The sequence below is a fragment of the Paenibacillus sp. FW126-R14 genome, from assembly GCF_058789495.1.
Genome location: NZ_JBYTBS010000013.1, coordinates 20,137 through 46,423, shown reverse-complemented (window position 1 = coordinate 46,423; position 26,287 = coordinate 20,137). Strand labels below are relative to the sequence as shown.

Here is a 26,287-nt window from a genome sequence, read left to right as displayed (position 1 = left end):
CCATCCGTTACATGAAGTTACTTTTGATCCTTGTAGAACTCCGCGTAAGCTTTCTTCTTTTCTTCCTTAACCGCTGTACCGCCCATTTCCATGTAGGCTTTAACTTGATCGTCGTATGCTTTATTGAAATCAGCGGTTTTGGCGGTAACGATTTTCGTCAACATTTCTTTTTCTTTTTCCTTCAAAATCGTTGCATACTTCACTTCAGCCTGAATTGGCGTGTCGACACGAGGGATCGTATAAGCATCATTAGATCCGGCTTTAATGCTCTGCACTGTGAAATCTTTGAAGTTCGGATCGGCTGCGTTAGCTTCGATATTTTTCTGCGGCTCATCCGGGCTCACATATTTACCGTTTAAGATAATGGCATAGTCATAGTAGTTGTACAGAATTTGTTTCGCTTCCGGAGTATCCAGGTTGATCGGTACGCCGTTGCCATCCAATTTATAAGAAACGCCTTCCTTACCGTTTTGAAGTGCAAGAATATTTTTCGGTTCAGCCATCCAGTTCAAATATTTAACTGCCGCCTCAACATTCGGACTTGATTTTGGAACCATCAGATACGCGCCGTAGGCCGGGTATTTCGGCTTCGGATGTTTGCCGTCTTTCGTGGAGAACGGATCGATCGCTACCAGTTCGGCACTCGGATTGTTCTTCTTCATATTCGAATAATAGCCGTTATAAACAGGCTCATTCGTATTAGGCGTAGCCGCACCTGCAATTCCATTCACCATTTGCTGGGCGAAAGCTTGGCTGAAGTCGGACGCCAACGCAAAATCTTTATCAATCAGGCCGTCATTGTACATTTGGTTCAAGAACTTGAGACCGTCTTTATTACCCGGCTGCTCCCAGTTCGGAGTAGCGTACAGATCGGCCGGCGTTATTTTGCTCCAATCCCAGAAAGATTGAATCAATGGCTGCATGTGGAAAATATCGATATACGAATACGGGATTACTTTGCCGCCTGTATTTCCTGGATCTTTTTCTTTAAACGCCTTCATCGTCTGCAGGAATTGGTCGGTCGTCGTCGGCACCGGCATGTTCAGCTTATCCAGCCAATCTTTGCGGATAAACGTTGTAGTCTGGGCCTGGATAACCCGGAGGGCAGGAATGGCATACTGTTTGCCGTTAAACATGCCGTCCGGTAAAGAAGGCGCTAGCACCTTTTTCAGCTGAGGACCAAATTTATCAACAACCGGCCCCAAATCCGCCAAGCCGCCGCTTTGCGCATAGTTCTGAACTGTCGGCTTATCATAAGTAAAGACAATATCCGGCGCAGAATCAGACGCCATCAATACGTTAAGCTTTTTAACCTCCTCGGAACGCGGTACCGTTACGAATTTGACCGTAATATTGTTCGGCTTGCCGAAGTTTTCTTGAATGTACTGGGTCATAAAGTTGTCGGTGATCGGCGGAGCGCCGGCCGGAGTATTCGCTCTATCGAATAGCTCCACGGTCAGAGTAATCGGTTTTGAAGGCGCCGGTGTAGGCGTTGCTGCGTTATTGCTGGCTGCTGGCGTAGTGCTGCTTTCGGTCGTGCCGCTTGGAGTATTGCTGCTGCAGGCAGTTAGTGCTAAGCAGGATGCCATGGCTACTGTCAATGTCGTATGCACTGATTTATGAATCATTTTCCGCATTGTGTTGCCTCCCTTTAACTTGACTAATTATTATAGAACCTTCGGTTGGCAGCTTGCTGTCCGCCGAAGGGTAACTATCAACCTTTTACGGCGCCGACAAGCATCCCCGATATGAAATAACGCTGCAGCCACGGATATACGAGCAGGATCGGCACAGTGGAGAACATGATGCTGGCAGCCTGCAAGCTTTGAGGGATCGGCGTCGAGGAATTAAAGCCCTCCTGAGCGGAAGCATCGTTCGTCTGGCTGTTGATGACCATCTCGTAGAGCTTCAATTGGATAGGATACAAATGCTGATCATTGATGTAAAATAAGGCATCCTGAAATATATTCCAGCGATCCACCGCAGAGTAAAGTCCGATCGTCGCCAATATGGGCAGCGATAGCGGAAGCACGATTTTCAACAAAAATCTGAAATGCCCGCACCCGTCCATCCAAGCGGAATCTTCCAGTTCAGCCGGAAGCTGCGAAAAGTTGGTTTTCAAAATAATCAGCAGAAACGCATTGACCAATATCGGTATAACTAAGGAGAATACCGTATTTAGCATGTGAAGCTGCTTCACCAACAAATAATGCGGAATAATTCCCGGATTGAAAAACATCGTGATAATAATCAACAAGAAGAAGATATGCTTCCCTTTAAAATCCCTTCTGCTTAAAGGATAAGCAGCCATAACGGTTACGACCATCGTTACAAGCGTGTATCCGGCAACGAGCAGGATCGTAAACAGAAGCGAACGCAGCATGGCTAAGTCTCCAAGCACCGACTTATAAGCGCCCCAGTTCCATTCAACCGGCCAAAGGGTGACTTCACCAGACATAATCGGCCTGTTTCCGCTTAATGACAAAGCGAACATATGAATCATCGGCACGACACAAAACAAGCAGAATACACCGATTACAACGATAATAGCAGCGTCTACAAATCTATTCGTAGGACTTCGATACATATATTCACCCCCTAGAAAATCCCCTGATTGTTAACTCTTCTCGATATGAATTCAGCTGACAAGAGCAAAATGAGGCCGACAACCGACTGAAACAAGCCGACAGCCGTAGCGAGCGCGAATCTCGCTGATTGAATCCCGACCGTGTAGACATACGTACTAATGACTTCGGAAACTTCCTTGACATACCCATTCTGCAGAACATAAGGCTGTTCAAAGCTGATATTCGCCATATTGCCGATCTGTAAAATGAACAGAACAATAATCGTCGGTTTTATGCCCGGCAATGTAATATGCCAGATCTTTCGCATTCGGGAAGCACCGTCCACTTCGGCAGCTTCATATAATTCCTTATTAATTCCTGTGAGCGCCGCCAAATACAGAATCGTTCCCCATCCCGCATGGTGCCACAAACCGGTTCCTACATAAGTGGAGACCCAGTATATCGGCTTTTCCAGAAACGGAATCGGTTGGCCGCCAATCGACTTGATCATTTCGTTAATCGTGCCGGTATTCGTGGAAAGCAGCTCGATGGCCATACCGCCGACAATTACCCAGGAAATAAAGTGAGGCAGGTACATTAACGTTTGGCTTACCCGCTTGAACCAGCTAATTCGGATTTCATTCAACATGATGGCCAAAATAATCGGAACCGGGAATGTAAGCAATCCCAGAACATTTAAGAGCAGCGTGTTGCGGAACGCCCTGTAAAATTGAGGCAGCGAGAAAACTTCTTTAAAGACGTCTAATCCTACCCAGTCACTGCCCCATACGCCTTTGAAGATGTTATAGTCCTTAAACGCAACTGCAACTCCCGCCATCGGAATATACTTAAAAATAATGAAGTAGGCCATCGGTACGATCATCAGGACATATAGCTGCCATTGGCGCCGAAAAAAAGACAAACGTCTTCGTTTAACTGCCACTGAGGATGTAGTCCGACTAATTTCAATTTGCATAAGCGTTCATCCTTTCCATGAAATTAATGAATGAGAAGCTCTATATCAAAATTGAAACGCTTACATAACTTTGACTAACCATTGCGCTTTTGCGTATTTAGTCTCATTAGCAGCATCTTCAAGTATTGATTGCGTATTCAAATGAAGGCGGTCTAACCGATTGAACCACTTAAACTTATATTCCTGATACCACTAAACTTATTGATCTAATTAGTCTAACTAGTATTACTAGTCTTCCAATGACTTCATTATAATTCAGCCTTGTAACCGATTGCAACACCTTTTTTTCAAAAATATCCCACGACATAACAAGGATAAAAACAGAGAAAGACAGCTGCCTGTCTCCCTCTGTCTTTCTTTCTCTTCTTTTACCAATTGAAAATCAACATGGCCAACTGGGCTAAATCTTCGATATCGATTTTGCCGTCTCCATTAAGGTCTAAATTCGCGACCGAACTCCAGTCCGGATCTGCCGACGTTTTGCCATATGCTTTGACCATGATCGCCAAATCGCCGATGCTTACTTTATTATCATTGTTGATATCGCCCGGTATCGATACAATGACCAAGCTGCGGAACAATTGCAGCGCCTGAGCCAAGGCAGACTTCGCCTGATCGATATCATGCTGCGTCGCCGACGTATTATCAGCAACTTGCGTGGCTGCGTCAATAGCCGTATGGAGTGCCGCTTTCGATCCTGCAGGATATTGGCCTACAAGTCTGCCTTCGGTTGCATTCGCATAGACGGCTTGTGCCTCCGCAATCAGTTGAGTCAGATCCTGCTTCTCGATCGTGGCAATGTGAATGCGATGCGAAGTTCCCGCAATGTCATGTTCAACGCCATCACGGCCAGCCATCACGACATTGGAGATGGTCACATCGGCATCCCCGGCTACGGCATCCGGTTTGGCTTTGAATTGCAGCTTCAAGAGAGCTCCATTCGGATCCCCCTGCAGATTGCCGAAGAACACATTAATGAAGCGGATTTTGCCAGGCTCAATCACTTTATAATCGATCACTTGAAAATCCTTATTGAGCGAGGTTGGAGCAACGAATTCCAGCTTATACGTATCGAAGGTTACGGTCATATCCTGAGCCAGCGCATCTTGGCTGTATTCGTTCAACCCAAAGGCCAAATCAAACACATCGCCAGCCGAAGCGCTGTCGGGTCCTGTCAGGCTCGTTGCATTCTTTGCTTTTATATCAAAAACATAGGGCTGGACATTGACGTTGCCCGCCGCATCTTTCAGCTGGGCAAGAATGAGCTTGCCGCCTGAAGCGACAGGCTTGTCAAAGCCAATGGTGACCACGGTGTTGTTTTCGCTCCAAGTGACGGTGTAGTCCTCGGCGAAGTTGGTACCAAAACCGAAATTCTGCCCATCCATCGGATTCTCAAAAGCAATGGATACGCTCTTAGTGTCAGGTGTGATCACGGCGTTTTTGGGATTAAACGTAACCGCGCCAAGCTTGGTGGTCGGCCAAGGAAGCGATTCGGGCCTTACCCCGGTATCGGTATTTTTGTTCGGATATTGCGGCCAGTCGGGACTTGGGCCAATCTTGATGTTCGTGGATGGCCAGGACGGCGGCAGCACGGCCTTCGCTTTATTTAGATCGTAAGAAAACTGGAAATTAAAGCCTGGCAGCGATTCGAGTTTTACGTCTTCCAAACGAACAACCCTGTTCGTGCCTGCCGTATAAGTGACCGGGAAGCCTGGGACTTCTTCTTGAAAGAAGGAGTGCTTGTTGGTGTTATCGGCGTCGGCGCTCGAGTAGCCGGTGTTAATGGAAGCGCCGTAGGTCAGTATCCAGCCGGGCTCCAAGGCTTCGTTCACGCTGGATGGAACCGGCACGTTGTTGGCGAAAATCTTGATCGCTTTCTGATCAATTTTGCTTGTAAAGCCGAAGACCCAACGTTGATCGCCAGTGTCATCGCCTGTAATGCTGGTGCGAAGAATCCCTGTGAGGTCATAGCTCTGAAGGTAGACGGACTTGTTATTCTTCGCACTGCCGACGGTCGAGAGCGCATAGCGGCCTGCCTTGACCTTATCGGCGCTAAGTGTAAATGTCGCAACGCCGCCAACAACATCAGCCGTATAGTTGGCTGCTCCTGTGTTCAACTGGACCTTGGGAGCGTCGGAGTAAGCCTTGATCGTTGCCGGATAGTCTGCTGTCAGCATCTCGTTCGTTGTATAGAGCATATAGTTGCCCGGTTGCGACCAGCGAATATACGAACTGTCTACTTCATACGGATAAACGGACATGCCCCACACCCCGTTATACGTTGCAGCAGGATGAAGCGGCGGGTTCACGTTAACGCCGAGCGTATCGGGCCCTTCGACCTTAAGCGGATCGCCGTACTTTCCGCCGTGGAATTCACGGTCCATAACGGCAAGCATGTAGGCATGGTCGCGATCTTGGAACGCATGCGCACCGTCATGAACGCGGACAGCGATGTTATCGCCAACGCCAAGAAGCTCATAAACCTCTTTGGCTGCGACAGTGGCAAGCACGGTACCCGGTGAGCTCAGCCAGTCAAAGCCCTCTCCGGTATAAGTGATAAGCGGACGAGGAGCGACCAGCGCAGCGAGCGCGTGCGAATCAAAAGGAAGTCTGTCCAGATCATAGCGGAACTCCTCAGCCTTGACGTCCAGCCAATGAGCCTCGGCGGTACTGAGCAGGTTGGTCGGCTTCTCATTGCGGAAGAAGCTCCGGTTCATATTGGAGTTGCTGTAAGCGGCGTTGGGAGCACCGGTGCTGCTGTTCGGCACGTTATAGTTGTAAATACGCCCTTCGGAGGTATATCGCATAGACGCTATGCCTCCCTGTCCCGGATCGACAGGCACGACAATGCTGATGCGCTCATCGAACGCACCGGCGATAGCAGCGGCCTTGCCGTTGCGCGAAACCCCTGTGACAACTGAGCGGGTCGGATCGATCAGTCCTTGATACGCCCCGTTTTCCAGCGCGTCAATGGTCCGGGAAATTCCCCAAGCCCAGCCCATCAGTGCGCCGGAATTGCCTTCGTATGTATCCTTGTTAAAAGGATACAGCGTCGTATACAGCCCGCTTCGGGCAGCGCTGTCGCTGTAGATCGTGCCGGTAGGATTGTTCATCACGGCATAACCGCGACGCAGGAACGCGTTGCGCATGTTGGCGGATACGCCGCCGCCTACGCCGATAACGAAGGGATAAGGAGGCGCGATGTTGGTTTCGCCGCTTTTCAGATCGGCATCCGCCACTCCCGGTTTGTATGTCGGGACATAAATGCCGGTTACGCTGTAGCTGCCGGATTTGTTATTGTCCGGGTTTTTAACGGTAACAGTAAGCGTTGCGTTGCTCGTGCCTAAGTTGCCTGAATAGGTGACATTCTCTTTCGGAGTCTTCATTTCATAGCCGTAGTAGTAGTATTGGAGCAGATCAGAGAGCTCCGAGCGGCGCTGTGTCCATTCGTCCTTGGTGGTCACATAGCCGTTCGTGCCCTTCGTGGGGTCAAGAAGCTTGAACAGGTCGGGCAGCCCTTCAGAGCTGGGCAGCTTGCTGATATCGGTGGGGAAATACTCGCGCCCCGCTGGCGGCTTGGCTTGAGACGGTCCTTGATTGGACGGATAGTAGTTGTTTGTCGCAAAGGCGGCGGGGACCATTGAGAATAGCAGGGATACGCCCAAGACGGCGCTTAAGATTTTTTTCTTGGCTTTCATGCAGCTTCCTCCTAATTTGAATTATGCATTTCTTAGGTAGGCGGATATGCACGCATATCGGTCATGGTAGGCATGAGGGTCGGCCAAAAATGAAATCGCTTCCATTTTCAAGAAGAATGAAACAAGTGGCAAGACGGCTGGAATCGTCGGGATTGTCGGAATGGCGCAGGATATCCGTCCATCCGGAAATCCCTTATTCTTTTTGACCCTAGAAAATAATGACCTCCTTCCTCCCGTAATTAACGACTAACGTCTTAAAGATTTCTTATATTACTAGTAATACTAGTAATACTTTAATCTGATTATAAATGAAACGCAAAGCAATTTCAATCATGTTCCAGCCTTTCCGAAAAAAACTTTATTTCTTGAGTATAAAACTTATACTTTCATATCTACTGAAAAAAGCAGTTCTGTTAAATGCCACAACAGAACTGCTTTTGACGGATTGAAGGTTTTACCAGTTGAGAATCAATAATGCCAATTGAGCTAAATCTGCGATATCGATGATGCCGTCTCCATTAAGGTCTAAGCTCGCGACCGAACTCCAGTCCGGATCTGCCGACGTTTTGCCGTAGGCTTTGGCCATGATTGCCAAATCGCCGATGCTTACTTTATTATCATTGTTGATATCGCCCGGTATCGATACGATGACCAAGCTGCGGAACAATTGCAGCGCCTGAGCCAAGGCAGATTTCGCCTGATCTATATCCTGCTGCGTCGCTGACGTATCATTAGCAACTTGCGTAGCGGCGTCAATCGCCGTATGGAGTGCCGCTTTCGATCCTGCAGGATATTGGCCTGCAAGCCTGCCTTCGGTTGCGTTTGCATAAACGCTTTGTGCTTCCGCAATCAGTTGGGTCAGATCCTGCTTCTCAACAATAGCAATGTGAATGCGATGCAAAGTTCCCGCAATCTCATGCTCAACGCCATCATGGCCAGCCAATACGACATTGGAAATGGTCACATCGGTATCTCCGGCTGCGGCATCCGATTTGGCTTTGAATTGCAGCTTCAAGAGAGCTCCATTCGGATCCCCCTGGAGATTGCCGAAGAACACGTTAATGAAGCGGATTTTCCCAGGCTCAATCACTTTATAATCGACCACTTGAAAATCTTTATTGAGCGAGGCAGGCGCAACGAATTCCAGCATATTTGCATCGAAGCTCACCGTCATATCTTGAGCTAGCGCATCCCGCCCGTATTCCTTCAATCCGAAAGTCAAATCAAACACATTGCCGGTTGAAACCTGCTCCGGGCCTGTCAAGCTAGTTGGATCGGAACTGCCGGATGACGCCGTAACGGTTACAGAAGCAGTTGCTTTCAGGAAGGTTCCCTGCACCGTACCCGTGACGGTAAAACTTCCTTCGCTGGTGTAACTGGACGGGTCAACAAAATCCCAGATAACACGTAATTGCGACTGGGCGCCTGAACTATAGACGGCTGTAACAACGGTGGGAAGAAGAGGTGCCGTCCCTGCCTTTGTAACGATGTCAACAGGACGAATAGACAATACATTGTCGGTATATGGAACCAAAGCAGCTTCGTCTACATATAAAGTATCCGTCCCTGAGTCCGTATATACGATTTTCAGTTTCTCATACTCCATGTCCGGCTTTTCAAAGGTAAACACGGAATCGACTTGCGACCAAACCATCGCTTTCAAATTGCTTCTCTCGGCAACCGTTTTGGTATACACCACATTTCCTGCTGCATCAAGCGCAATCAAGTTGATTTTCCCTGTCACTCCTTCTTTTGCAGGCATAAAAAAGCCATTCACTTTATACTTCGCGTTTGCACTTACCTTATTCGTTATTACTTGGGCGATGCCGTTCGCTGCTTCCTGCCGATTCGTCACCATCACGGAATAGGCCGTTGTCGAAGACGGCGCTGTCGGAGGCGCGGAATAGTTCTGGTTCGTCGTTCGATCGAACGTCGTGCCTGCCGAGCCATACGCTCTTTCCCATGCAACTGCCGGCGCATCTTCAAAACTTCCGTTCGTCAAAATGTTTCCGGACGGAAGTACGCTTTGGTCAAACTCAAAGCGGTCGATATGGAACAACTTCGAGCCGTTTCCGTGGAACACCATGTAAACATCGTGATAACCGTTGGCCGCATTGTCTCCCGTATCGATCTGGGCCGGATAGGACGCATAGGCGTCGCCGTTGTTTTTGCCCGGAATGTTAAATGTGCCCACCACTTTGCCCGCAGCCGGATCATCGATCCGCACTTCGATGAATCCCCCGTCTATGGAGGCAGCTACAGCATTCATGCTTAGCACATGCCGCCTGACTATACCGCCGTTGGCGGAGCCATCGGCAAAGTTGACATTGGCAAATTTAATATAGCTGCCGTTCGATACGCCGGATAAAGCTTCATTGGCACCGCCCGGAATGATCGGGAACGTTCCGGATGCCCCGTCATTGTCTTCCGCTTCAAGGGTAGAGAAAATGTCCCTTTTAGCCGTCAGCCCCGGAAGATTATGATCATTGCGGGGAACAAACGTGATGACGGAATTTGCCGGAATGTTTGCCTGGAAAGATCCGTCCGTGACAGCGATCGCATCAAGAAGCTTCTGATTTTCACTGGCGGACGTGCGATAGCCCACAACGGAGGATGTACCTGCCGGAAAGTTGTCCAGTTTGAAGCTTACAGTTTGATTCTCTGTTCCGCTGTTGACGGCTATGATAGCAAATTCGTTGTTCTTAGGATTCTTATAAGCGGATACGTTCATCCCTTTCGCCGGGACCCGGGTAGCGTCAATTCGAATATCGCCGGGGTGAATAAATCGGGAGAAGTTGCCAAACGTATATAAACGTTTAAATACTCTGTACAAGCCTGTAACGGTGGAGCCGTTTCCTTGGGGTGAACCCGTCGTCGCTAACCGAATCAAATCTGAACCGTCAGCACCGTTATTTCCAATCGGCCACCACCATAGAAACGAGTTGAACCCAGGATCGCTTGTAAACATGTTCGTTAGCAGGTTTGCCCATTGGACACCGTCGGTGATCGTCTGATTCGCATAAATTTGCGTATTGGCGGCAGCAGAAGAGTTTGCCGTGTTCTGCGTCATGAATTCCGTTTGCCATAATTTGAAGTTTCGCAAAAGATCCGGGTATACGCCGCCCGCGCCTGTAGAAGTAATCGGACCGTTATTGAAGTTTGAAGTTCCGTACAAGTGTGTCGAGAATACGCCTACATATTTGCTGGATGCCGGATCCTCGAGCATTGGACGCCCCAGACTCAGCGAAGCGTTCAAATTCGTTCCCTCGGGAGCCACGATCACGGGAGGCGCCATGCCCAATTCCGCAAATTTACCTCCATCGATCGCTTTCTGAAGCGTCGGTCCCAAATAATTTTGCATAAAATCTTTATATTCCGCTGCGGTTATGACGAATCCCGAATAGGATGCATGCGCCGCCTCAGACTCATTCGCCGGTCCGATATGGGTAATCCCAATACCGAATTCACGCTTATACCCAATTGCATATTGAACGAGGTAATCGGCATAATCCTGATAGTTTTCCGCTTTTAATTTGGCACCGCTCTGACCCAGCACGCTGTTATTCGTCTTCATCCAGTACGGAGGCGACCAAGCGTCGGCATAAAATGTCTTGACGCCATAATTCATCGCTTCCTTCATAATCCAGACTTGCGACTCGTCAAACTGCGCCTTGCGGGACGCCCAGTCCGGCTGATCCCAGACGAAGCCTTCATTCTTCTCCGGCCAAATCGTGTCCGTCGGACCGTCATAGAAGCGGTTGCCCCACTCGGCCTTTGTGGCAGCGTTTACAATTCCGCCGTCTCCAAGATTAACACGGACGATATCAAGCCCGATTCCTTTCTCATGGCTAAAAACCAAATCTAAGAGCTCACGGCCGGCAACCGGGTCTTGGTCATAAATTTGCTTGATGCCAGCGGCTTTATTAAAGGCAAAAGCACCTCCAAGCCCGTCCATGACTTGCTTCTCATTGTTCCAGTCAACCACACTTACCGCTGTTGCCCCTTTGGCCTCTGGCATAGGCAGCCAGCCTAAAACCAAAGAAAGGCATAAACTTAAACTAAGCGCTCCCCGGAGACTTGCTTTCAACAACATGGATCACTCTCCTATTCCTGGATTTCTTATTGCGAAATATGCTTCACTGAGCTGCAACGATCTAAAAAAAAGAAGACCTCCTTCCACTCAACGTCTACCATAAGCTCCATTCACTTGTGCAACTAGTAATACTAGTAATACTTAATACTGATTATAAGTGAAATTACGAGCAATTTCAATAATATTCCAGCGGCTGCAAAAAGAAATACCGTCAGGCAGCTTTTCTCCTGACGGTATTTTGTGACGCTCTGGGTAAGCGGGTCCCCCTCAGAATTGCGGGGAGCTGTGGGCTAACATGCTGTGCTTGAAGTAGCGTTCGGAGTCGTCCCCGGAGGATCGCAAGGATCGCCCGCCGTGAAGGGGAACTACAGGGTCTTAATAGATACCTTTCAATCAAATATCTGTCCTCCGCTGCCAAATAGAGAACACTCGTTCCCTCTCCCACGCTCAAAGCGCTGCTTTTGCTAAAATAGAACCCTGTAGTTACCCTACCCTACCTGCCCGCTCTAACCTGATACCGGCCGGACAGTCGACTATTCCCCCGCACCAGCGCAGACATTCGCCTAGTTCACCCGCTCGGCCAAAGCTTTCTTACCCGCTTCCAAGACGGCGAGAATCCGCTCTACATCGTACACGCTCCCTGCCCAAGTTCCCCCGCTGACAGACTGCAAGGCAGCCCATAAACGGGTATCGTCAGGAAGTTTTTCGTCGGCGGCAAGCTCCGGGTGCGGGTCGCGAGCAGCAAGCACGCGGGCTCCTTCTTCGGGGGTCAGCACGTCGTCGCCTTCGCCCACAAAGTGGATCGTCCCTTCCAAACTGTTGCGATTAACCATGATGTCGATCATATCGCCATCCCGCAGCTTGCCGATCGGACCGCCGGCCAGCGCTTCAGGTCCGACATGGCCGATGCAGGCACCCGTGGAAACCCCCGAAAAACGCGCATCGGTAATTAAAGACACATATTTGCCGAACGGCAAATGTTTGAGAGCCGAGGTTAGTTGATAGGTTTCCTCCATCCCTGTACCCGATGGTCCGCGCCCGATCAACGCCATAATATCTCCGGCTTGAATGACGCCGTTCTTGATAGCCCTGATGGCCGCTTTCTCCGAGGTAAACACCTTGGCTTTGCCCCGATGCCGGTAAACGCCATCTTCTCCGACTGTTGCGGGGTCAATCGCCGTCGATTTAATGACCGATCCTTCCGGAGCCAAATTGCCCATAGGAAACGTAACGGTGGAGGTTAATCCTCGCGCTTTGGCACGTTCCGGACTCATAATGACATTGTCCGCATCGATGCCGTCCATTTCCATAAGCAAGCTTCTCATCCGCCCCCGGCGCTCGCTCGTTTCCCACCAGTCCAGCACTGTGCCCAGCGTCTCGCCGGTTACGGTTAACGCTTGTTCTTGCAGTACGCCCAAACGCCGCAGATGCAGCATCACTTCCGGCACCCCTCCGGCCAGAAACACTCTCACCGTCGGATGATATTCCGGACCGTTCGGCAAAACGCTGACTAATCTAGGCACGGTTTTATTGATCCGAATCCAATCTTGCACGGTCGGCACGGGCAGACCCGCCGCATGGGCGAAAGCGGGGATATGCAGCAGTAAATTGGTCGATCCGCCAAAGGCCGCATGCACAACCATCGCATTGTGGATGGACGCTTCGGTCACAATATCCTTCATCCGGATCCCTTTCTCCTCCAGCGTCATCATGGCGCGGGCCGACTGCCTTGCCATCTCCTCCCAGACGGGCTGGCCAGATGGAGCCAGCGCTGCATGGGGCACCGTCATGCCCATTGCTTCTGCAACCACCTGCGAAGTAGCCGCCGTGCCAAGAAACTGGCACCCTCCCCCCGGTGTGGCGCAAGCCCGGCAGCCCAGATCGGCGGCGTCTTCCAGGCTGATTTCGCCACTGGCATACCTTGCGCCGATGGTTTGGATTTTCCCGGCATCCTCGCCTTCCGTCGGCGGCAAAGTCACCCCGCCGGGCACGATGACGCAAGGGAGCTCGTGCATGCCGGCCAGCGCAATCATCATGGCGGGCAGTCCCTTGTCGCAGGTTGCCACACCGAGCACGCCTTTGCGCGTCGGCAATGAGCGGATGAGCCGCCGGAAAACGATCGCTGCATCGTTGCGGTACGGAAGCGAGTCGAACATCCCTTCCGTCCCCTGGGACCTGCCGTCGCAAGGGTCGCTCACATAGCCGGCAAAAGGAACTCCCCCGCTGCCTGCGATCACCTCAGCCGCAGCCTGCGTCAGCAGGCCGACTTCCCAGTGGCCGGTGTGATAGCCAAGGGCAACGGGACTGCCGTCTTCCTTGCGTATGCCTCCTTGCGTGCTCAACAAAAGATACTGTTTGCCTTTCAAACGAGAAGGCTTCCAGCCCATCCCCACATTTTGGGTCAGCCCGAACAAATCTCCGCTTGGAGCATGCAGCAGCATTTCTTTGGATAGCGGCAATGAGCCTTGCGGGCCCTGTGCGTGCGTATGAATCTGATACAAATCGTTATTTTCACTTGTCATAATCGATTGTAATTGCTCTGTCATCCACCTTCACCCTTCCGAACCAGGTTTCATAGCCCACGAAATACGCTTACGCTTTAAGAAAGACCGTTTTGATCGAGGTGAAAAATTCAATGGCCGCCTGGCCTTGTTCGCGCGAATGCGAACTGGACTGCTTCATGCCGCCGAACGGCGCCTGAAGCTCCACCCCGGCTGTCTCGGCATTGATTCTTACCAGACCGGCGTCCATATCTTGAATAAACGCCAGAATATGACTAATGCTTTGCGTATAAATGGAAGCGCTCAGACCGTAATCCGAATCATTAGCCACTTGAATAGCTTCTTCCAGCGATTCGACCTGAATCAGCGCAAGGACCGGGCCGAATATTTCTTCCCGGGCAATCGCCATCTCCGGTGTTACTTTATCGAACACCGTAGGCTGAATATAGAAGCCTTCGGCGAGGTCCGGATCATCCGGGGATGCGCCGCCGAACAACAGCTCGGCTCCTTCCTCGATCCCTTTTTGAATGTAGGATTGCACGGTATGCAGTTGATTTTCATTGGCGCAAGGGCCGAGCCACGTACCGGCATCCAGGCCGTGTCCCACGGTTAAACCTTTTAATTTGTTCAGCAGCTTTTCTTTAAAAGATTCATATACATCACGATGCACGATGACCCGGCTTGTGGCTGTACATTTCTGCCCAGTCGACCGGATTCCGCCGGAGATCGTGGCGTCAACCGCCAAATCCAGATCGGCATCGGCAGCGATGATGATCGGATTTTTGCCGCCCATCTCAAGCTGATATTTCGCTCCTCTGGCTAATGCCGCCTGACCCACCCGTTTGCCGACTTGGTTGGAGCCGGTAAATGTAATTCCGTTTACGTCCGGATGTTCGGCTAAACCTTGCCCGATAACGGATCCGCTGCCCGTCACCAAATTCAAAACCCCCGCAGGAAGCCCCGCTTCCGCCAGGCATTCCACGACTTTAGCAGCCGTCACGGCCGTCTCCTGAGCCGGCTTCAGCACAACCGTATTGCCATAGATTAAGGCAGGAGCCATTTTCCATACCGGAATCGCCACAGGGAAATTCCATGGTGAAATCACGCCAACAATGCCTAGCGGCACACGGGTCGTAAACATCAGCGCTTCGCTGTCCGTGGACGGAATGACGTCCCCGATCTTCCGCATCCCTTCACCGGCATAATAGCGCAGGATGGCAATTCCCCGTGCCGTTTCCCCTTTGGCTTCCGGGAGCGTTTTGCCCATTTCACGTGTCATCGTCTCCGCGATTTCATCGATGCGTCTTTCCAGCGCATTGGCCGCTTTAAACAAGTAATCGCCTCTGACTGAGCCGGGCAGCTTTCTCCAGCCAGGCTGCGCCGCTTTCGCGGACGCAACCGCTTGGTTCAAATCTTCCAATGAAGATGACTGCACATAGCCTACGACTTCGCTTTTTCTTGCAGGATTCATGCTTGGAACGGTTTGCCCTGTAGCAGCCGGACGCCACTCCCCGTTCAAATAATTCAAATACGTTTGTCCTCCGACAAATACGGATGTCATATTAATTCCTCCTTGAATGTATGATAATTTAAAAATGTTAATTAGCTTCCTGCACCTATGACTTGATTGATCAGAGTTCCGATTCCGGAAATCTCAATTTCGATCCTGTCTCCATGAGCAAGTGTAAACTCGTTCGGCGGGACAATGCACGTCCCCGTCAGCAGCACTGTTCCGTCAAACAATTCATTATCCCGCATCAAAAATTCGGTCAATTCCTCCAGCTTCCGTTTGAGCTGGCTTGTATTCGCCGTTCCCTCAACGGCTAGCTCCCCATTGCGATAAATTCGGCTGGCAATCTGCAAGCTGTAAGGATTGTCTACCGTTTCGGCTAAGCGGATTGCGGGTCCCAATGAGCAGGAACGCTTCCATACCTTAGCTTGAGGCAGATAGAGCGGATTCTCGCCTTCAATATCCCGGCAGCTCATATCGTTGCCGATCGTATATCCGATGATTTCGCCATATGCGTTCAGAACGAGCCCAAGTTCCGGTTCCGGCACCTGCCACACGGAATCGCTTCGGAGCTGCACGCTGCCGCCCGGACCTACCGTGCGCGCAGCCGTCGATTTGAAGAAAATTTCCGGACGTACGGCATCATACACTTTATCGTAAAATGTCGCAGCATCGAGCCTGCCCTCAGTCGCCTCGTAATTCCGCGCATCCCGGCTTCGCTCATAAGTAACCCCGGCAGCCCACACTTCCGGCGCTTCAACCGGAACGAGAAGCTGGAGCTGATTCAACGCAGTTGAAAGCGCTTTACTATTTTCGATAGTTTGGAAAACCAATTGAAGAGGTGAGAGCTTCCTGTCGTCTGCTTCCTTGATCAAGGCTAGAAAATCGCTTTGCGGCAGGGCAAAAATTTGGTCGTTGTCATTCACGGCGGCTAGCTGAACAGAGCCTTCATGTACAAAACGGATAATTCTCATAGATTGCTAACTCCTCTTATTTGTTTTATATTATAAAACTAGGTTCTCAAATATTGCGATTAAAAATGCCTGGACTCGACATGCTTTACAAAACGTGCCGAAACCCCAGGGTCTGTGAAATCGTTGCCGCTTCTTGCCTAAGAAGAGCAATATACTGCTTCAACAATGCATCATCTACCGTTGAAACTAATGTTGATAGGCTAATCGCAGCCGCAACCGAGCCGTTATACTGGAAAACGGGAGCCGCCACGCACCGAACGCCCGGTTCGTTCTCCTCATTGTCAATCGAATACCCTTGCTCTCTTACCTGATTCAGCTCGTGAAGATAAGCATCCTTATCCGTGATCGTTGCTTCAGTCATCTTGGAGAACCGGTAATCACGAAGAAGCGAATCGATCTCTTCCTTCGTTCTAAAAGCTGTCAGTACTTTGCCTACCGCGCTGCTGTGAAGAGAAATTCTACGGCCTATTCGGGAATACCGGATTGCCGCCTTTTCCCCCTCGACCTTATCCAAATATACGCCTTCTTTGCCATCCAGAATGACGAGATGGGTCGTTTGGCCGGTCTGTTCTGACAAAGCAGCCAAATGCTTTCGCGCAGCAGTTCGGATGTCCAAGCTTTGCAGCATGAGCTGACCCTTTTCTACAAGCTTCAGCCCTAACTTGTATTTGCCTGTTTCCGCATCTTGATGGATGTAACCGTGCAGCTGAAGCGTTTTCAATAACGAGTGAATCGTACTCTTGTGAAGCTCCATCCTCGCGCTGATTTCTGTAATTTTCAGCTCTGTCGTATGCTCGTCGAATAAATCCAAAATCTTAAGTGCTCTGTCCAGCGCTTGAATAATAGGCATGGTCTCACCTCTATCTACAAATCCATCATAATCTTAAACGTCCCTGCAAGCAAGTCGAAAATATGGCCCGCGACAACCCGGACTCCAATTGCGAATTTGACTAATTCCATACTATGAACAACAGGGGAATTGTCGTGCTTAGAAGACTTCTGCTTATTAGAATCATTCGATTCGCCGCCATTTAATTGAAGAAGGGAGATCCTGTAAGAGATCTCCCTGCATACATAATCACCTTAGCAAAGATGCTTATTTAACTCTTGCTTCGTATCGTTTCTCCTGATACCGCTGATAAAACCAAATAGAAACAGCTAGCCAACTCCCGCTGGCTAAGAAGCCTCCAATCACATCGCTTGGATAATGTACGCCAAGATAAATTCGGCTGACTCCTATGGCCAGGATCATCGCGACGCTGACTAGAATAAGTATTCCGCGGCCGAGTCGCGTTGCGATATGCCGCCAAAGCAAGAAAGCGACAACGCCGTATAAACTAAAAGCAGCCATGGAATGCCCGCTGGGAAAGCTAAAGCCGGTTGCTTCGGCGATGCGGTGTATCGTTGGTCTGGCGCGCCCGAAAATAAGCTTTAAAGTTTCGTTTAAAAGCGCCGATCCGATGACGACCCACAGAAATAAAATCAGTTCTCTTCGATGATGCAGGACCTTGTACAGAAAAAATATAATAACGATCGTAATAACGACAACCGGATACCCTCCGCCTATGAAAGTGAAAAATTTCATGATACTCGTAAGAAGCGGATGCTCCATGCCTTGAACATATGAAATGATCGAACGATCGAATTGAACCAACTTTTCACCATTTACCAACAACGCTATAGCTCCAAAACAGATTGCACTTAAAAGACTTATCAATAATGCACGACTAAGCTGCATGTTCAAATTCATTAATCAAATATCCTTTCAGGTTAAACCTTATCCAGTTTTTTATCGACGCGCAGAAAGGTGAACCCTCGCCGCGTACATTCTTCCAAAAATTCGCCCAATGCTTCCAGCATATACATCGGAGCATTATGATCAGCGCCAAACGTCTGCCCGCTATCATGCAAAACGATAATATCGGTATGCTTCAAATTTTTCTGAAGTCTGTATTTGATTCTTTCTTTTCCTCCTCTGCTGCTCCAATCACGGACCATCAGCGACCATAAGACTAATCGAAATCTTTTCAATAATAACAAATCAAATATATTAATAATTCCCCACGGCGGACGATAGTAAACTGGTTTCACACCTATGATATTTTCGATAGCCGTTACCGAGTCGTCCAGCTGCCGCCTGACTTTCTTTGGCGTCATTAACGCATTCGCCCAATGCTCATAATTATGAATCCCGATCAAATGCCCTTCCTTGTGCATTCGAACGATCAGTTCCGGGTATTTCTCCGCCTTAGATCCGAGCACAAAAAAGGTCGATTTTATTTGAAATGTTTGCAAAAGATCAAGCAGCTGAGGGGTATACTCAGGATCAGGACCATCATCGAATGTAAGAGCTATCCCGTTCGTTCTCTTCCCCCTGCCATTCACGCCGAATCGACCCATGCTGCGGACCATAAGTGTAGGCAAGATTGTATACACGAAAAGAACGACGAGTATGGAGACTACTAATTTACTCATGCCCGATCACACCCTCCCCCAAGAAATGCACCATTCACTCTATTATAATGATAAATGATGAAAATATTATGAGAAATCTCTCTGCAAATAAAAAAACGAAAGACATCTGTCTCTCGTTTCATATCATAGCCGGTTATCCGAATAAATTTTGTCCCAAATAAGTACCTGGGCCTGTTACACCCGGAAGAACCGCGAAATAGCCTCCGCCGGTCGTCACGGTATAAGCTAGCATTTGATCGGGTTTTTTGGGGTTTGCCAACCGCTTTTGAATAGATTCAAACTGCGTTTGCAAGTTTTTGTTGAAACATACGAATAATAGCCCTGCATTCATTCTTCCTACGCTATCCAAATTCTCCATGAAATTATAGCCCCGGCGAAGAATCCGTTCACGCTCCGACTTCTCTCCGTCTCTCGGATTGGAAAGCCGGATATGCGAATCCAGAGCCGTTTTATCTCCATTGGCATCTTGGGCGAAATTCGGTTGATCGAATTCTTTCTGAGCATCCATCGGCGCACCTGAAACCTTTTGACGGCCGATGATTTGCTCCTGATTCGTGAACGGCTGCTGATCCCACGTTTCGATCCGCATGTTAATGCGGCGGACGACCATAAACGTTCCTCCGGCAAGCCATGGAGTTCCGTCAGCACCGTCAAGCCAAACGTTATTTTTCATAAAAGAATCGTCGTTAAGCGCGGGGTTGTTCGTACCGTCTTTGAAACCGAACAAATTACGTTTGGTGCCATCGGATTTGATCCCTAATTGGCCGGTTTGCTGCCATCTCAAATGAGCAACGCCGCGCGCCGCTTTAGCTAAATTCCGAATGGCATGGAAACACACCATCGGATCGTCGGAACAGGCTTGAATGACAATGTCCCCGTGCGTCAACTGCTCTTGCAGAGAGTCTTTATGGAAAATCGGCATTTCCGTCAAACCTTGAGGCTTGCGCGATTGGAGTCCGAAGCGGTCCTTTCCTTCTTTTTCAAAAAAGGTTGCGCCAACAGCAAAAGTTAAGGTCAGCTTACCTGTGCTCAGGCCGATTTGCTCTCCGGTATCGATCGGAGGAAATTTGCCCTCTTGAGGCTCTTCAGCTAGTGGCTTGCCCGCCATCAAGGTAGCTGCCATTTCCGTCCAAGTCTTGAATAATTCCTGCAGCTGCTTCCGGTCGTCAGTCGTTATATCGAATGCGGCAACATTGGCAAAGTTTTGCTGCGGAGTTACGACGCCGGTTTGATGAGCACCGTAGAAAGGTACCAGCTCCGCTTTACTTTCATCGTTAGCCGCTTGTGTGGTCACAGGCGCTACGAGTTCGGGCTCCCGCTCTTTACCCATGAATTCACCGAGTATCAAGCCGGCGGCACCGGCGGCTGTCATCCCTAGAAACGTACGACGATTTATTTTATCTCCCATGACAATGTCATACCCCTTTGCGGATTATTGCCCCAATGTTCCAGGCATTTTTACAAGCGGTTCCGCCAGTGCTTCCAATTTATTTTTCAAATCCACTTGCTTCGCTTGCTCGACTTTCCCAAAATCGTTCCATGTTGCTCCCACTGGCGATAAGGAGTTCATAGCCTCGATAACGCTCGATAGGCTTTTGCTGATTTTCTCGTCAAGCGCAGCATCTTTCTTCTTCAATTCTTCTTTGACAAGATCATAAATTTTCTGAGCGCCTTCGACATTGGCTCTGATGACAGGAACCGTCGCTCCGCTCCAACGCTCTTCTTCACCGGTAATTTTCGTCGTTTGCGCTTCTTCCATCAGCTCGCCTACGCCCGTAACAAAATCTGCGGCTTCAATGTTCGTTGCAGCAATGCTTTGCTGCATTTTCTTGCCATCTTCGAGCAATCGTGCAGCGAACGGCTCTGCATCTTTAGTTGACTTTTGAACGAATAGCAAGTTCTCAATACGGTGGAAACCTGTAAATTCAGGATCTTTCTCATCTTTGAAATCGTCAACGCGCGCGTCCATTACGCCATCAAGCTCTTTGAACTTCTCGATGACAGGCTCGATTCTTTCATAAGGCATCCGGGCGGCAACGTACGCTTCCTGCGCTTTTTTCAAATCCCCGCTTTTCACTGCCGCGTTTAATTGCTCCAACAGTGTGACCATTTGGTTGCCTTGTTCTTGTACATATTTATTATACGCTTTTGCAGCCTCTTGCAAAGCTTGCGAGCCTGCAATTGCCGCTTCGTTTACTGCGCCTTTATTTTCATTGAATGAAGTGCTTAGCTCTGCCAGCGCACCTTTCAAGCTGTCATTCAGCTGCCCCAACAGCGCATAGTCGAGCTTATCTTGTGTTAATCCGGCTTCTAACGGCGTTAAAAACTTCTCGACTTTTACATACAATTCAGGGTATTTCAGCTTAACCTCATCCTCAAAGCTTGCCCACTCAGCCACTAAGGAAGAGGATACTTTCTTAGGATCGCTAACTTGCTTTTGATCCAGTTGTCCTTTTACCCCATCGATGGTCTTTAGAAAAGCTGCCGCTCCTTCTTTTGCCGGTACTTTGCTTACGTTCGGAGTCGGGCTTGCAGCAGGAGCTGCGCTCGTTGTTGAAGATGGTGCCGTTGAGCCTTTGCTGCATCCAGTCGCAACAAGTGCAACTGCTGCCAGTAAAATAATAAATTGTTTATGTTTGTTCATTAGGATATTCCCTCCGGGGTTTGATTTTCTTTTATGATTAAAGCTGTTTTCCTAAATTGCATCGTTTTGCGAGCATCTATGAGTACGGCAACCAGTGCACAAATAAGAAGGACGAACTGAGGTATCGCACTCTCAAGCGTTGGGTACAAAGCAACGAACTCCCAGCTTGGCAGCCACGATGCCGTTGTCGCAGGCAGGTACCCTGCCAGTTGCAAGCCGTGCACTCCCATACCGGCAAATTTAAAACAGAGATAGAAAACGAACACGCTCGAGATTAAAAAGAAAGGACGCATCGGCACCTTCATTCCGATTTTCAAGATCAAGAAAGCAACGACTGCTAAGATCCCAACTCCGATTAGAATGCCGCCCACCAAAGAGGATATCGAAATGGATGAGGCCATCCCGATCATGAAAAGCGCCGTTTCTGTCCCCTCGCGAAATACAGCTAGAAAAGCCAACAGACTAAGAGAAAAGAGGCTTCCTGTCGCTAGCGCTTTTACGCTTTGATTACGTATGTATTGCTGCCAATTGGAAATATTAGATTTACTGTGAAGCCAGTAACTCATATAAGCCAACATTAGGGCTGCAAAAATCCCTGTGCAACCGGCAATTAGGAAGTTGTTGTTGCCAAAAGCGCTTGTTGAAAACAACTGCTGAACGATAATGCCTAACAAGATACTAATGAATAAGCCTCCCGCTACACCATACCAAATCCAGCGCTTCTTATCCGCATGGCCTGCTTTGGTCAAAAACCCTAGCAAGGCAATAACGACAAGCAGAGCTTCGAGTCCTTCTCTTAACAAAATGGTCGTGGCATCAAGCATCGAATAGCTTGTTTTTCCTGCCAACGGTCCAAGCGCTTCATGCATACGGTCAACGGTTATCGCGGCTTCCTTCGACTTAACCGGTTCTGCGCTGAGCAGCGCATAGGCTGTAACCATATCTCTTTCCATTAAGGTATATACCCCTGAAGACTGTGTCAGGACAATGCCTTCGATGTCAAGCCATGAGCTCCGGAGCTTCTGAATGTTGGCTTTTGCTCCTTCAACATCGCTCTGCTTCAGTTGGCCCTGTACGTCTTCAAGCAATGTAACCAAAGACGCGATCGTGATTTTCTCGGAACTTTGCGCCACCTTGCCGAAAACATCCAGCTTACCGGATATGAAGCTGTCATTTAATTCATGCAAATCTTTCAACGTATTCGTTAGCTTAGTTTGATCAACAGGCTGCTTCAACGTGGCAAAGGAGACTTCTCCCATTGCTTGTTCAATCTTTTGATAAGCCGCCAGCGAGGTTACTTTAATGCCATCTTCTATCGTAAGCCAGGTTGTTTGAAAGACATCAAACAGCTTCGATGCTTCCTCAACTTTACCGCTCTGCGCTAATTGAATGGCTTGTTGTATGTTCAGATCCGCTTTCTTCAGATCTTCTTCCCCATTAGCACTTACCGAAATAGGAAGAGACAGCAGCAAAATGAGAGCCATCCAACCGGTAATCAGAAATTTCCGCACTTCCATCACACCCAACTTGAGAATTTTCCCAAACAAGAAAACCATAATATTGATTATCATTATCGATTCACTCTGTTTATTTTACTCCCCAAGAGCGATCTGTCAATTCCAATTTATCCTACATGCCAAAAGGCACACGAAAAAGAGGCATCGGCTCGTAAAATACCCAAAATAAGAGGCTGCCGCTTATACGATTCATACTGCTGAGTAATAAAAAAATCATTAACCGCAAGGGCTAATGATTTTTTGTTTATTTGGTTAACTCTCCTGGCCAAGACATAATCCCGCCCTGTAAATGAGATAATTCGTTAAAACCATTCCTTTTTAAAATTCGGGCTGCTTGTTTGCTCCTCATTCCACTGCGGCAATATAGGTATACACGATCACTTTTTTGAATTTCACCCATCCGTTGTTTCAGTTGGGATAATGGTATATTGACCGCCCCTGGGATGAAGCCCTGCTTGACTTCGTTAGGTTCACGCACATCAATCAGAATAGAACCGCTCTTCCCTTTGATTGCATCCTGAAATTGTTCAGGCGCCAAATTAATTAAACCTTTTACGCTTGCAAACCTGGAATAAATGAACCAGACTAAAAACGCTAACGCCACGATATTAAAAATGGTTCTAAAATCCATGCCATAACCTCTTCCCCTCTAGCGGCTTTTCACTAACAATTCGACAGCCTGTTTGACCATCATGCTCGAATCGCGTCCGGCCGCCTTCTCTTCAAGGATACATTGCTCCAAGTTGACCGCAACGATATAGGCAATCGCTTTATCAGCGGCGCTTCTGACAGCGGAAATTTGGCTGACCACGTCCTTACAATCCTGTTCTTCCTCCATCATTTTCAAAACGCCGCGAATTTGTCCTTCCACGCGCTTTAATCTCTTTTTGACATCGTCATCGTATTTCATATGCGGCCTTCCTTTCATTATACCTGTATAGGTATATTATTGCTGATGAAGTCCGAGAAAACAATAGGAAGGGCAGTAGAACCAAAGGTCAAATGAATAGATTGACTTTAGCATCAGCAGCATCACCCAAATACGCCGCCACACCTGCATAATGAATGCCATCAAGCAGCTCTTCCTGCTGCAAGCCGAGCAAATCCATTGTCATCGTACAAGCAACCAGCTTAACGCCCTGCTCTTGAGCTAACTCGATTAATTGCGGCAAGGACAACGCTCGATGCTTTTTCATGACATGTTTAATCATTTTGGGGCCCATGCCGCCGAAATTCATTTTCGAAAGTCCAAGCTTTTCCGTGCCGCGAGGCATCATTTTACCAAACATTTTCTCCAGAAAGCCTTTTTTGACCGCTATGCTCTCCTCTTTACGAAGCACGTTCAGTCCCCAAAAAGTAAAGAAAATCGTGACTTCATGATCATAAGCGGCAGCTCCGTTCGCGATAATAAATGCGGCAATGGCTTTATCCAATTCACCGCTAAATAGAACAATCGTTGTTTTCTCCTGACTATCTCCCATGCTTCTTCTTACCCCTTTTTAACAAGAAAAGTGAAAATCCCGTCTTTTTCTTTGGCTTCCAGAAGTTCGTGCTGCGTCCGGTTGACCCATGCCTGAAAATCGCTCATCGACCCTTTATCCGTCGTTTGCAGCTCCATAACCTGACCCGATGCCAACGAATCGATCCCCTTTTTCGCTTTGACAATCGGCATTGGACATGCCAATCCTTTTGCGTCAACAATTAAATCTGCCATTTTATAATCCTCCTTATGATTTGAAAATTCCGTTAGTCCTGCTCTATGTCATGTTCCCATTGCGACATACCTGGCATTACATTCTTGATCCTTGTAAAACCTCGCGCTGCTAGCATTTGACATGCCATATCGCTACGGTTTCCGCTGCGGCATATCACGTAATATTCCTTATGCGGATCAAGCTGCGGCATCTTTTCTTCAAGTTCCCCTAAGGGGAGCGAGATGGCCCCGGGTATATGTCCGAAAGCATATTCAGCGGGCTCTCTTACATCCAGGATATTGAGCTTCTCTCCCGCTTCCGCTCTGGCATGTATCTCGTCATTCGTAGCGGTATGAGGGAATCTCGTCTCTTTTGTTTTGTCATCATGAACGGCACAACGGTTGGGTCCAATTTCCATTTCACGCTGCTCCTCCAATGTCGGATCTATTCGCCCCATGTTCGTTTGACGTATTTCCTGATAGGCGTTCGGTTGTGGCGGCAAATTCTCAGTAACGGTACGTCTGAACTCATCTTCACTGTAGATGTTTAAACCCGGATTCTGCTTATACAAATCACCTAGTCGTGCTGTCACCTGCCCTCTGTCACCTAATTCCTCGATCTTGCCAAAATGGGCAGGAAGCACAATCAAATCGTCGGATAGCTGTTTATATCGCTCATACAAAGTCGTTCTCAGGTCTGTGACCCAGTCTTCCACTTTCCCAGCCAAATCAGGGCGGCCAATCGACTTCACGAATAAAATATCGCCGGAAAGCAAATATTTATTATCAATAAGGAGCGATGTGCTTCCAATCGTGTGACCCGGCGAATAGATCGGCTGGATCTCGACTTTCGTACGGCCAACAACAAGAGAGCTGCCTTCTTCCAGCTTCTCGTAGGGGAATATAACCTCTGCCGCATCTTTTTGCGGAAGCCAGTAAGATCCTCCCGCTGCCTCGGCTAATTGCCGGCCGCCCGAGATATGATCGGCATGTAGATGCGTATCCACGGTATGTTTGATGACGGCATGATTTTCCTTCGCAAAATCCTCGAATACCGCGGTAGTACGAACCGCATCAATAACTGCGGCTTCGCCGCTTGAAATGATCATGTAAGACAAGCATCCTTTCCCTAACCGCTTGAATTGGTACAGCGCTCCCCCCTCTTGCAAGTCGGCAATTTTCACAGGCTCCAGATGCTCGCTCCAGGATTTCATGCCGCCAATCAAATAAGCGATATTTCGTTTGCCACCCTCGATCAACTGTTCCGCCACAAACTTGGACGAGCCCTCTTTCGCGCAAACAACCACAACTTCTTGGTCATCCGGGATTTGATCAGCAATCTCATCTACCCCATCCAGCAGCTCGAAATAGGGCGCGTTGCGAATCGTGACGTTCTTGCCTTCGATTTTCCAATCGTTGAAATCATTTTCATTACGAACATCTAAAATAAAAACAGGAGTAGGGCTTAGGACCTTTTGAGCTAAACTAGCCGCGGTTATGCCTTGTATTTGATTTTCGTTCATGTCTGGTTCCCTCCTTTAAATGACTCATCTAATACCCATGGGGGTATATAAAAGAGCAAAAAAAAAGCTTCTAGCTATTTTGTTATATGAGAATTCTTTTTTACACCACCTTTATC

Annotated in this window: 19 protein-coding genes and 1 pseudogene; all 20 read right to left on the bottom strand. The window is 48.7% G+C overall.

What is annotated here, in order from left to right; genetic code table 11:
* Positions 1–17: 17 nt before the first annotated feature.
* Positions 18–1,637, bottom strand: a complete 1,620-nt coding sequence (locus AC3WRW_RS11400) for an extracellular solute-binding protein (RefSeq protein WP_492546437.1) — start codon at positions 1,635–1,637, stop codon at positions 18–20.
* Positions 1,638–1,714: 77 nt separating this feature from the next.
* A complete protein-coding gene (locus AC3WRW_RS11395; RefSeq protein WP_492546436.1) occupies positions 1,715–2,587 on the bottom strand; it encodes a carbohydrate ABC transporter permease in 873 nt (290 codons plus the stop codon).
* A gap of 11 nt (positions 2,588–2,598) precedes the next feature.
* Positions 2,599–3,543 carry an ABC transporter permease gene (locus AC3WRW_RS11390; protein WP_492546435.1) on the bottom strand — a complete coding sequence of 315 codons (945 nt, stop codon included), beginning with the start codon at positions 3,541–3,543 and terminating at the stop codon, positions 2,599–2,601.
* Between the two features lie 368 nt (positions 3,544–3,911).
* Entirely contained in the window at positions 3,912–7,241 is a 3,330-nt protein-coding gene (locus AC3WRW_RS11385; protein WP_492546434.1) for a glucuronyl esterase domain-containing protein, read from the bottom strand.
* Between the two features lie 454 nt (positions 7,242–7,695).
* On the bottom strand, positions 7,696–11,334 hold the full coding sequence (locus tag AC3WRW_RS11380) for a carbohydrate-binding protein (RefSeq protein ID WP_492546433.1): 3,639 nt from the start codon (positions 11,332–11,334) through the stop codon (positions 7,696–7,698).
* 563 nt (positions 11,335–11,897) lie between these two features.
* A complete protein-coding gene (locus AC3WRW_RS11375; RefSeq protein WP_492546432.1) occupies positions 11,898–13,880 on the bottom strand; it encodes a YjhG/YagF family D-xylonate dehydratase in 1,983 nt (660 codons plus the stop codon).
* A gap of 46 nt (positions 13,881–13,926) precedes the next feature.
* The gene (gene gucD / locus AC3WRW_RS11370; RefSeq protein ID WP_492546431.1) at positions 13,927–15,396 is read right to left on the bottom strand and encodes an alpha-ketoglutaric semialdehyde dehydrogenase GucD; all 1,470 of its coding nucleotides are present in this window, start codon (positions 15,394–15,396) and stop codon (positions 13,927–13,929) included.
* A 41-nt stretch (positions 15,397–15,437) separates the two neighbouring features.
* Entirely contained in the window at positions 15,438–16,319 is an 882-nt protein-coding gene (locus tag AC3WRW_RS11365; RefSeq protein ID WP_492546430.1) for a fumarylacetoacetate hydrolase family protein, read from the bottom strand.
* 85 nt (positions 16,320–16,404) lie between these two features.
* The gene (locus tag AC3WRW_RS11360) at positions 16,405–17,169 is read right to left on the bottom strand and encodes an IclR family transcriptional regulator (RefSeq protein WP_492546429.1); all 765 of its coding nucleotides are present in this window, start codon (positions 17,167–17,169) and stop codon (positions 16,405–16,407) included.
* A 246-nt stretch (positions 17,170–17,415) separates the two neighbouring features.
* Positions 17,416–17,994 carry a phosphatase PAP2 family protein gene (locus tag AC3WRW_RS11355; RefSeq protein WP_492546428.1) on the bottom strand — a complete coding sequence of 193 codons (579 nt, stop codon included), beginning with the start codon at positions 17,992–17,994 and terminating at the stop codon, positions 17,416–17,418.
* Positions 17,995–18,089: 95 nt separating this feature from the next.
* Positions 18,090–18,794 carry a polysaccharide deacetylase family protein gene (locus tag AC3WRW_RS11350; protein WP_492546427.1) on the bottom strand — a complete coding sequence of 235 codons (705 nt, stop codon included), beginning with the start codon at positions 18,792–18,794 and terminating at the stop codon, positions 18,090–18,092.
* Between the two features lie 133 nt (positions 18,795–18,927).
* A complete protein-coding gene (gene efeB, locus AC3WRW_RS11345) occupies positions 18,928–20,202 on the bottom strand; it encodes an iron uptake transporter deferrochelatase/peroxidase subunit (protein ID WP_492546426.1) in 1,275 nt (424 codons plus the stop codon).
* Positions 20,203–20,226: 24 nt separating this feature from the next.
* Positions 20,227–21,438: an EfeM/EfeO family lipoprotein gene (locus tag AC3WRW_RS11340; RefSeq protein WP_492546425.1), complete on the bottom strand. Its 1,212-nt coding sequence runs from the start codon at positions 21,436–21,438 to the stop codon at positions 20,227–20,229.
* Entirely contained in the window at positions 21,438–22,955 is a 1,518-nt protein-coding gene (locus AC3WRW_RS11335; RefSeq protein WP_492546424.1) for an FTR1 family iron permease, read from the bottom strand. Before AC3WRW_RS11335 ends, AC3WRW_RS11340 begins: the two co-directional genes overlap by 1 nt.
* Before the next feature lie 244 nt (positions 22,956–23,199).
* Complete coding sequence (locus tag AC3WRW_RS11330) at positions 23,200–23,586, bottom strand: rhodanese-like domain-containing protein (protein WP_492546423.1); 387 nt, start codon at positions 23,584–23,586, stop codon at positions 23,200–23,202.
* A gap of 18 nt (positions 23,587–23,604) precedes the next feature.
* Positions 23,605–23,865, bottom strand: a complete 261-nt coding sequence (locus AC3WRW_RS11325; protein WP_492546422.1) for a metal-sensitive transcriptional regulator — start codon at positions 23,863–23,865, stop codon at positions 23,605–23,607.
* 88 nt (positions 23,866–23,953) lie between these two features.
* Positions 23,954–24,436, bottom strand: coding sequence for a DsrE/DsrF/DrsH-like family protein (locus tag AC3WRW_RS11320; protein WP_492546421.1), 483 nt, complete (start codon positions 24,434–24,436; stop codon positions 23,954–23,956).
* 8 nt (positions 24,437–24,444) lie between these two features.
* On the bottom strand, positions 24,445–24,669 hold the full coding sequence (locus AC3WRW_RS11315) for a sulfurtransferase TusA family protein (RefSeq protein ID WP_492546420.1): 225 nt from the start codon (positions 24,667–24,669) through the stop codon (positions 24,445–24,447).
* A gap of 32 nt (positions 24,670–24,701) precedes the next feature.
* The gene (locus AC3WRW_RS11310; protein WP_492546497.1) at positions 24,702–24,983 is read right to left on the bottom strand and encodes a rhodanese-like domain-containing protein; all 282 of its coding nucleotides are present in this window, start codon (positions 24,981–24,983) and stop codon (positions 24,702–24,704) included.
* Positions 24,984–25,031: 48 nt separating this feature from the next.
* A pseudogene (locus tag AC3WRW_RS11305) lies at positions 25,032–26,171 on the bottom strand (MBL fold metallo-hydrolase); the annotation flags it as partial.
* Positions 26,172–26,287 lie beyond the last annotated feature (116 nt).

What these genes read in the sequence shown, in the direction of transcription:
- gucD (WP_492546431.1), bottom strand. Translation starts at nt 15,396, where the DNA reads ATGACATCCGTATTTGTCGGAGGACAAACGTATTTGAATTATTTGAAC.
- AC3WRW_RS11385 (WP_492546434.1), bottom strand. Translation starts at nt 7,241, where the DNA reads ATGAAAGCCAAGAAAAAAATCTTAAGCGCCGTCTTGGGCGTATCCCTG.
- AC3WRW_RS11395 (WP_492546436.1), bottom strand. Translation starts at nt 2,587, where the DNA reads ATGTATCGAAGTCCTACGAATAGATTTGTAGACGCTGCTATTATCGTT.
- AC3WRW_RS11320 (WP_492546421.1), bottom strand. Translation starts at nt 24,436, where the DNA reads ATGGGAGATAGTCAGGAGAAAACAACGATTGTTCTATTTAGCGGTGAA.
- AC3WRW_RS11330 (WP_492546423.1), bottom strand. Translation starts at nt 23,586, where the DNA reads ATGGATTTTAGAACCATTTTTAATATCGTGGCGTTAGCGTTTTTAGTC.
- AC3WRW_RS11390 (WP_492546435.1), bottom strand. Translation starts at nt 3,543, where the DNA reads ATGCAAATTGAAATTAGTCGGACTACATCCTCAGTGGCAGTTAAACGA.
- AC3WRW_RS11325 (WP_492546422.1), bottom strand. Translation starts at nt 23,865, where the DNA reads ATGAAATACGATGACGATGTCAAAAAGAGATTAAAGCGCGTGGAAGGA.
- AC3WRW_RS11315 (WP_492546420.1), bottom strand. Translation starts at nt 24,669, where the DNA reads ATGGCAGATTTAATTGTTGACGCAAAAGGATTGGCATGTCCAATGCCG.
- AC3WRW_RS11340 (WP_492546425.1), bottom strand. Translation starts at nt 21,438, where the DNA reads ATGAACAAACATAAACAATTTATTATTTTACTGGCAGCAGTTGCACTT.
- AC3WRW_RS11400 (WP_492546437.1), bottom strand. Translation starts at nt 1,637, where the DNA reads ATGCGGAAAATGATTCATAAATCAGTGCATACGACATTGACAGTAGCC.
- AC3WRW_RS11380 (WP_492546433.1), bottom strand. Translation starts at nt 11,334, where the DNA reads ATGTTGTTGAAAGCAAGTCTCCGGGGAGCGCTTAGTTTAAGTTTATGC.
- AC3WRW_RS11350 (WP_492546427.1), bottom strand. Translation starts at nt 18,794, where the DNA reads ATGAGTAAATTAGTAGTCTCCATACTCGTCGTTCTTTTCGTGTATACA.
- AC3WRW_RS11365 (WP_492546430.1), bottom strand. Translation starts at nt 16,319, where the DNA reads ATGAGAATTATCCGTTTTGTACATGAAGGCTCTGTTCAGCTAGCCGCC.
- efeB (WP_492546426.1), bottom strand. Translation starts at nt 20,202, where the DNA reads ATGGGAGATAAAATAAATCGTCGTACGTTTCTAGGGATGACAGCCGCC.
- AC3WRW_RS11335 (WP_492546424.1), bottom strand. Translation starts at nt 22,955, where the DNA reads ATGGAAGTGCGGAAATTTCTGATTACCGGTTGGATGGCTCTCATTTTG.
- AC3WRW_RS11360 (WP_492546429.1), bottom strand. Translation starts at nt 17,169, where the DNA reads ATGCCTATTATTCAAGCGCTGGACAGAGCACTTAAGATTTTGGATTTA.
- AC3WRW_RS11375 (WP_492546432.1), bottom strand. Translation starts at nt 13,880, where the DNA reads ATGACAGAGCAATTACAATCGATTATGACAAGTGAAAATAACGATTTG.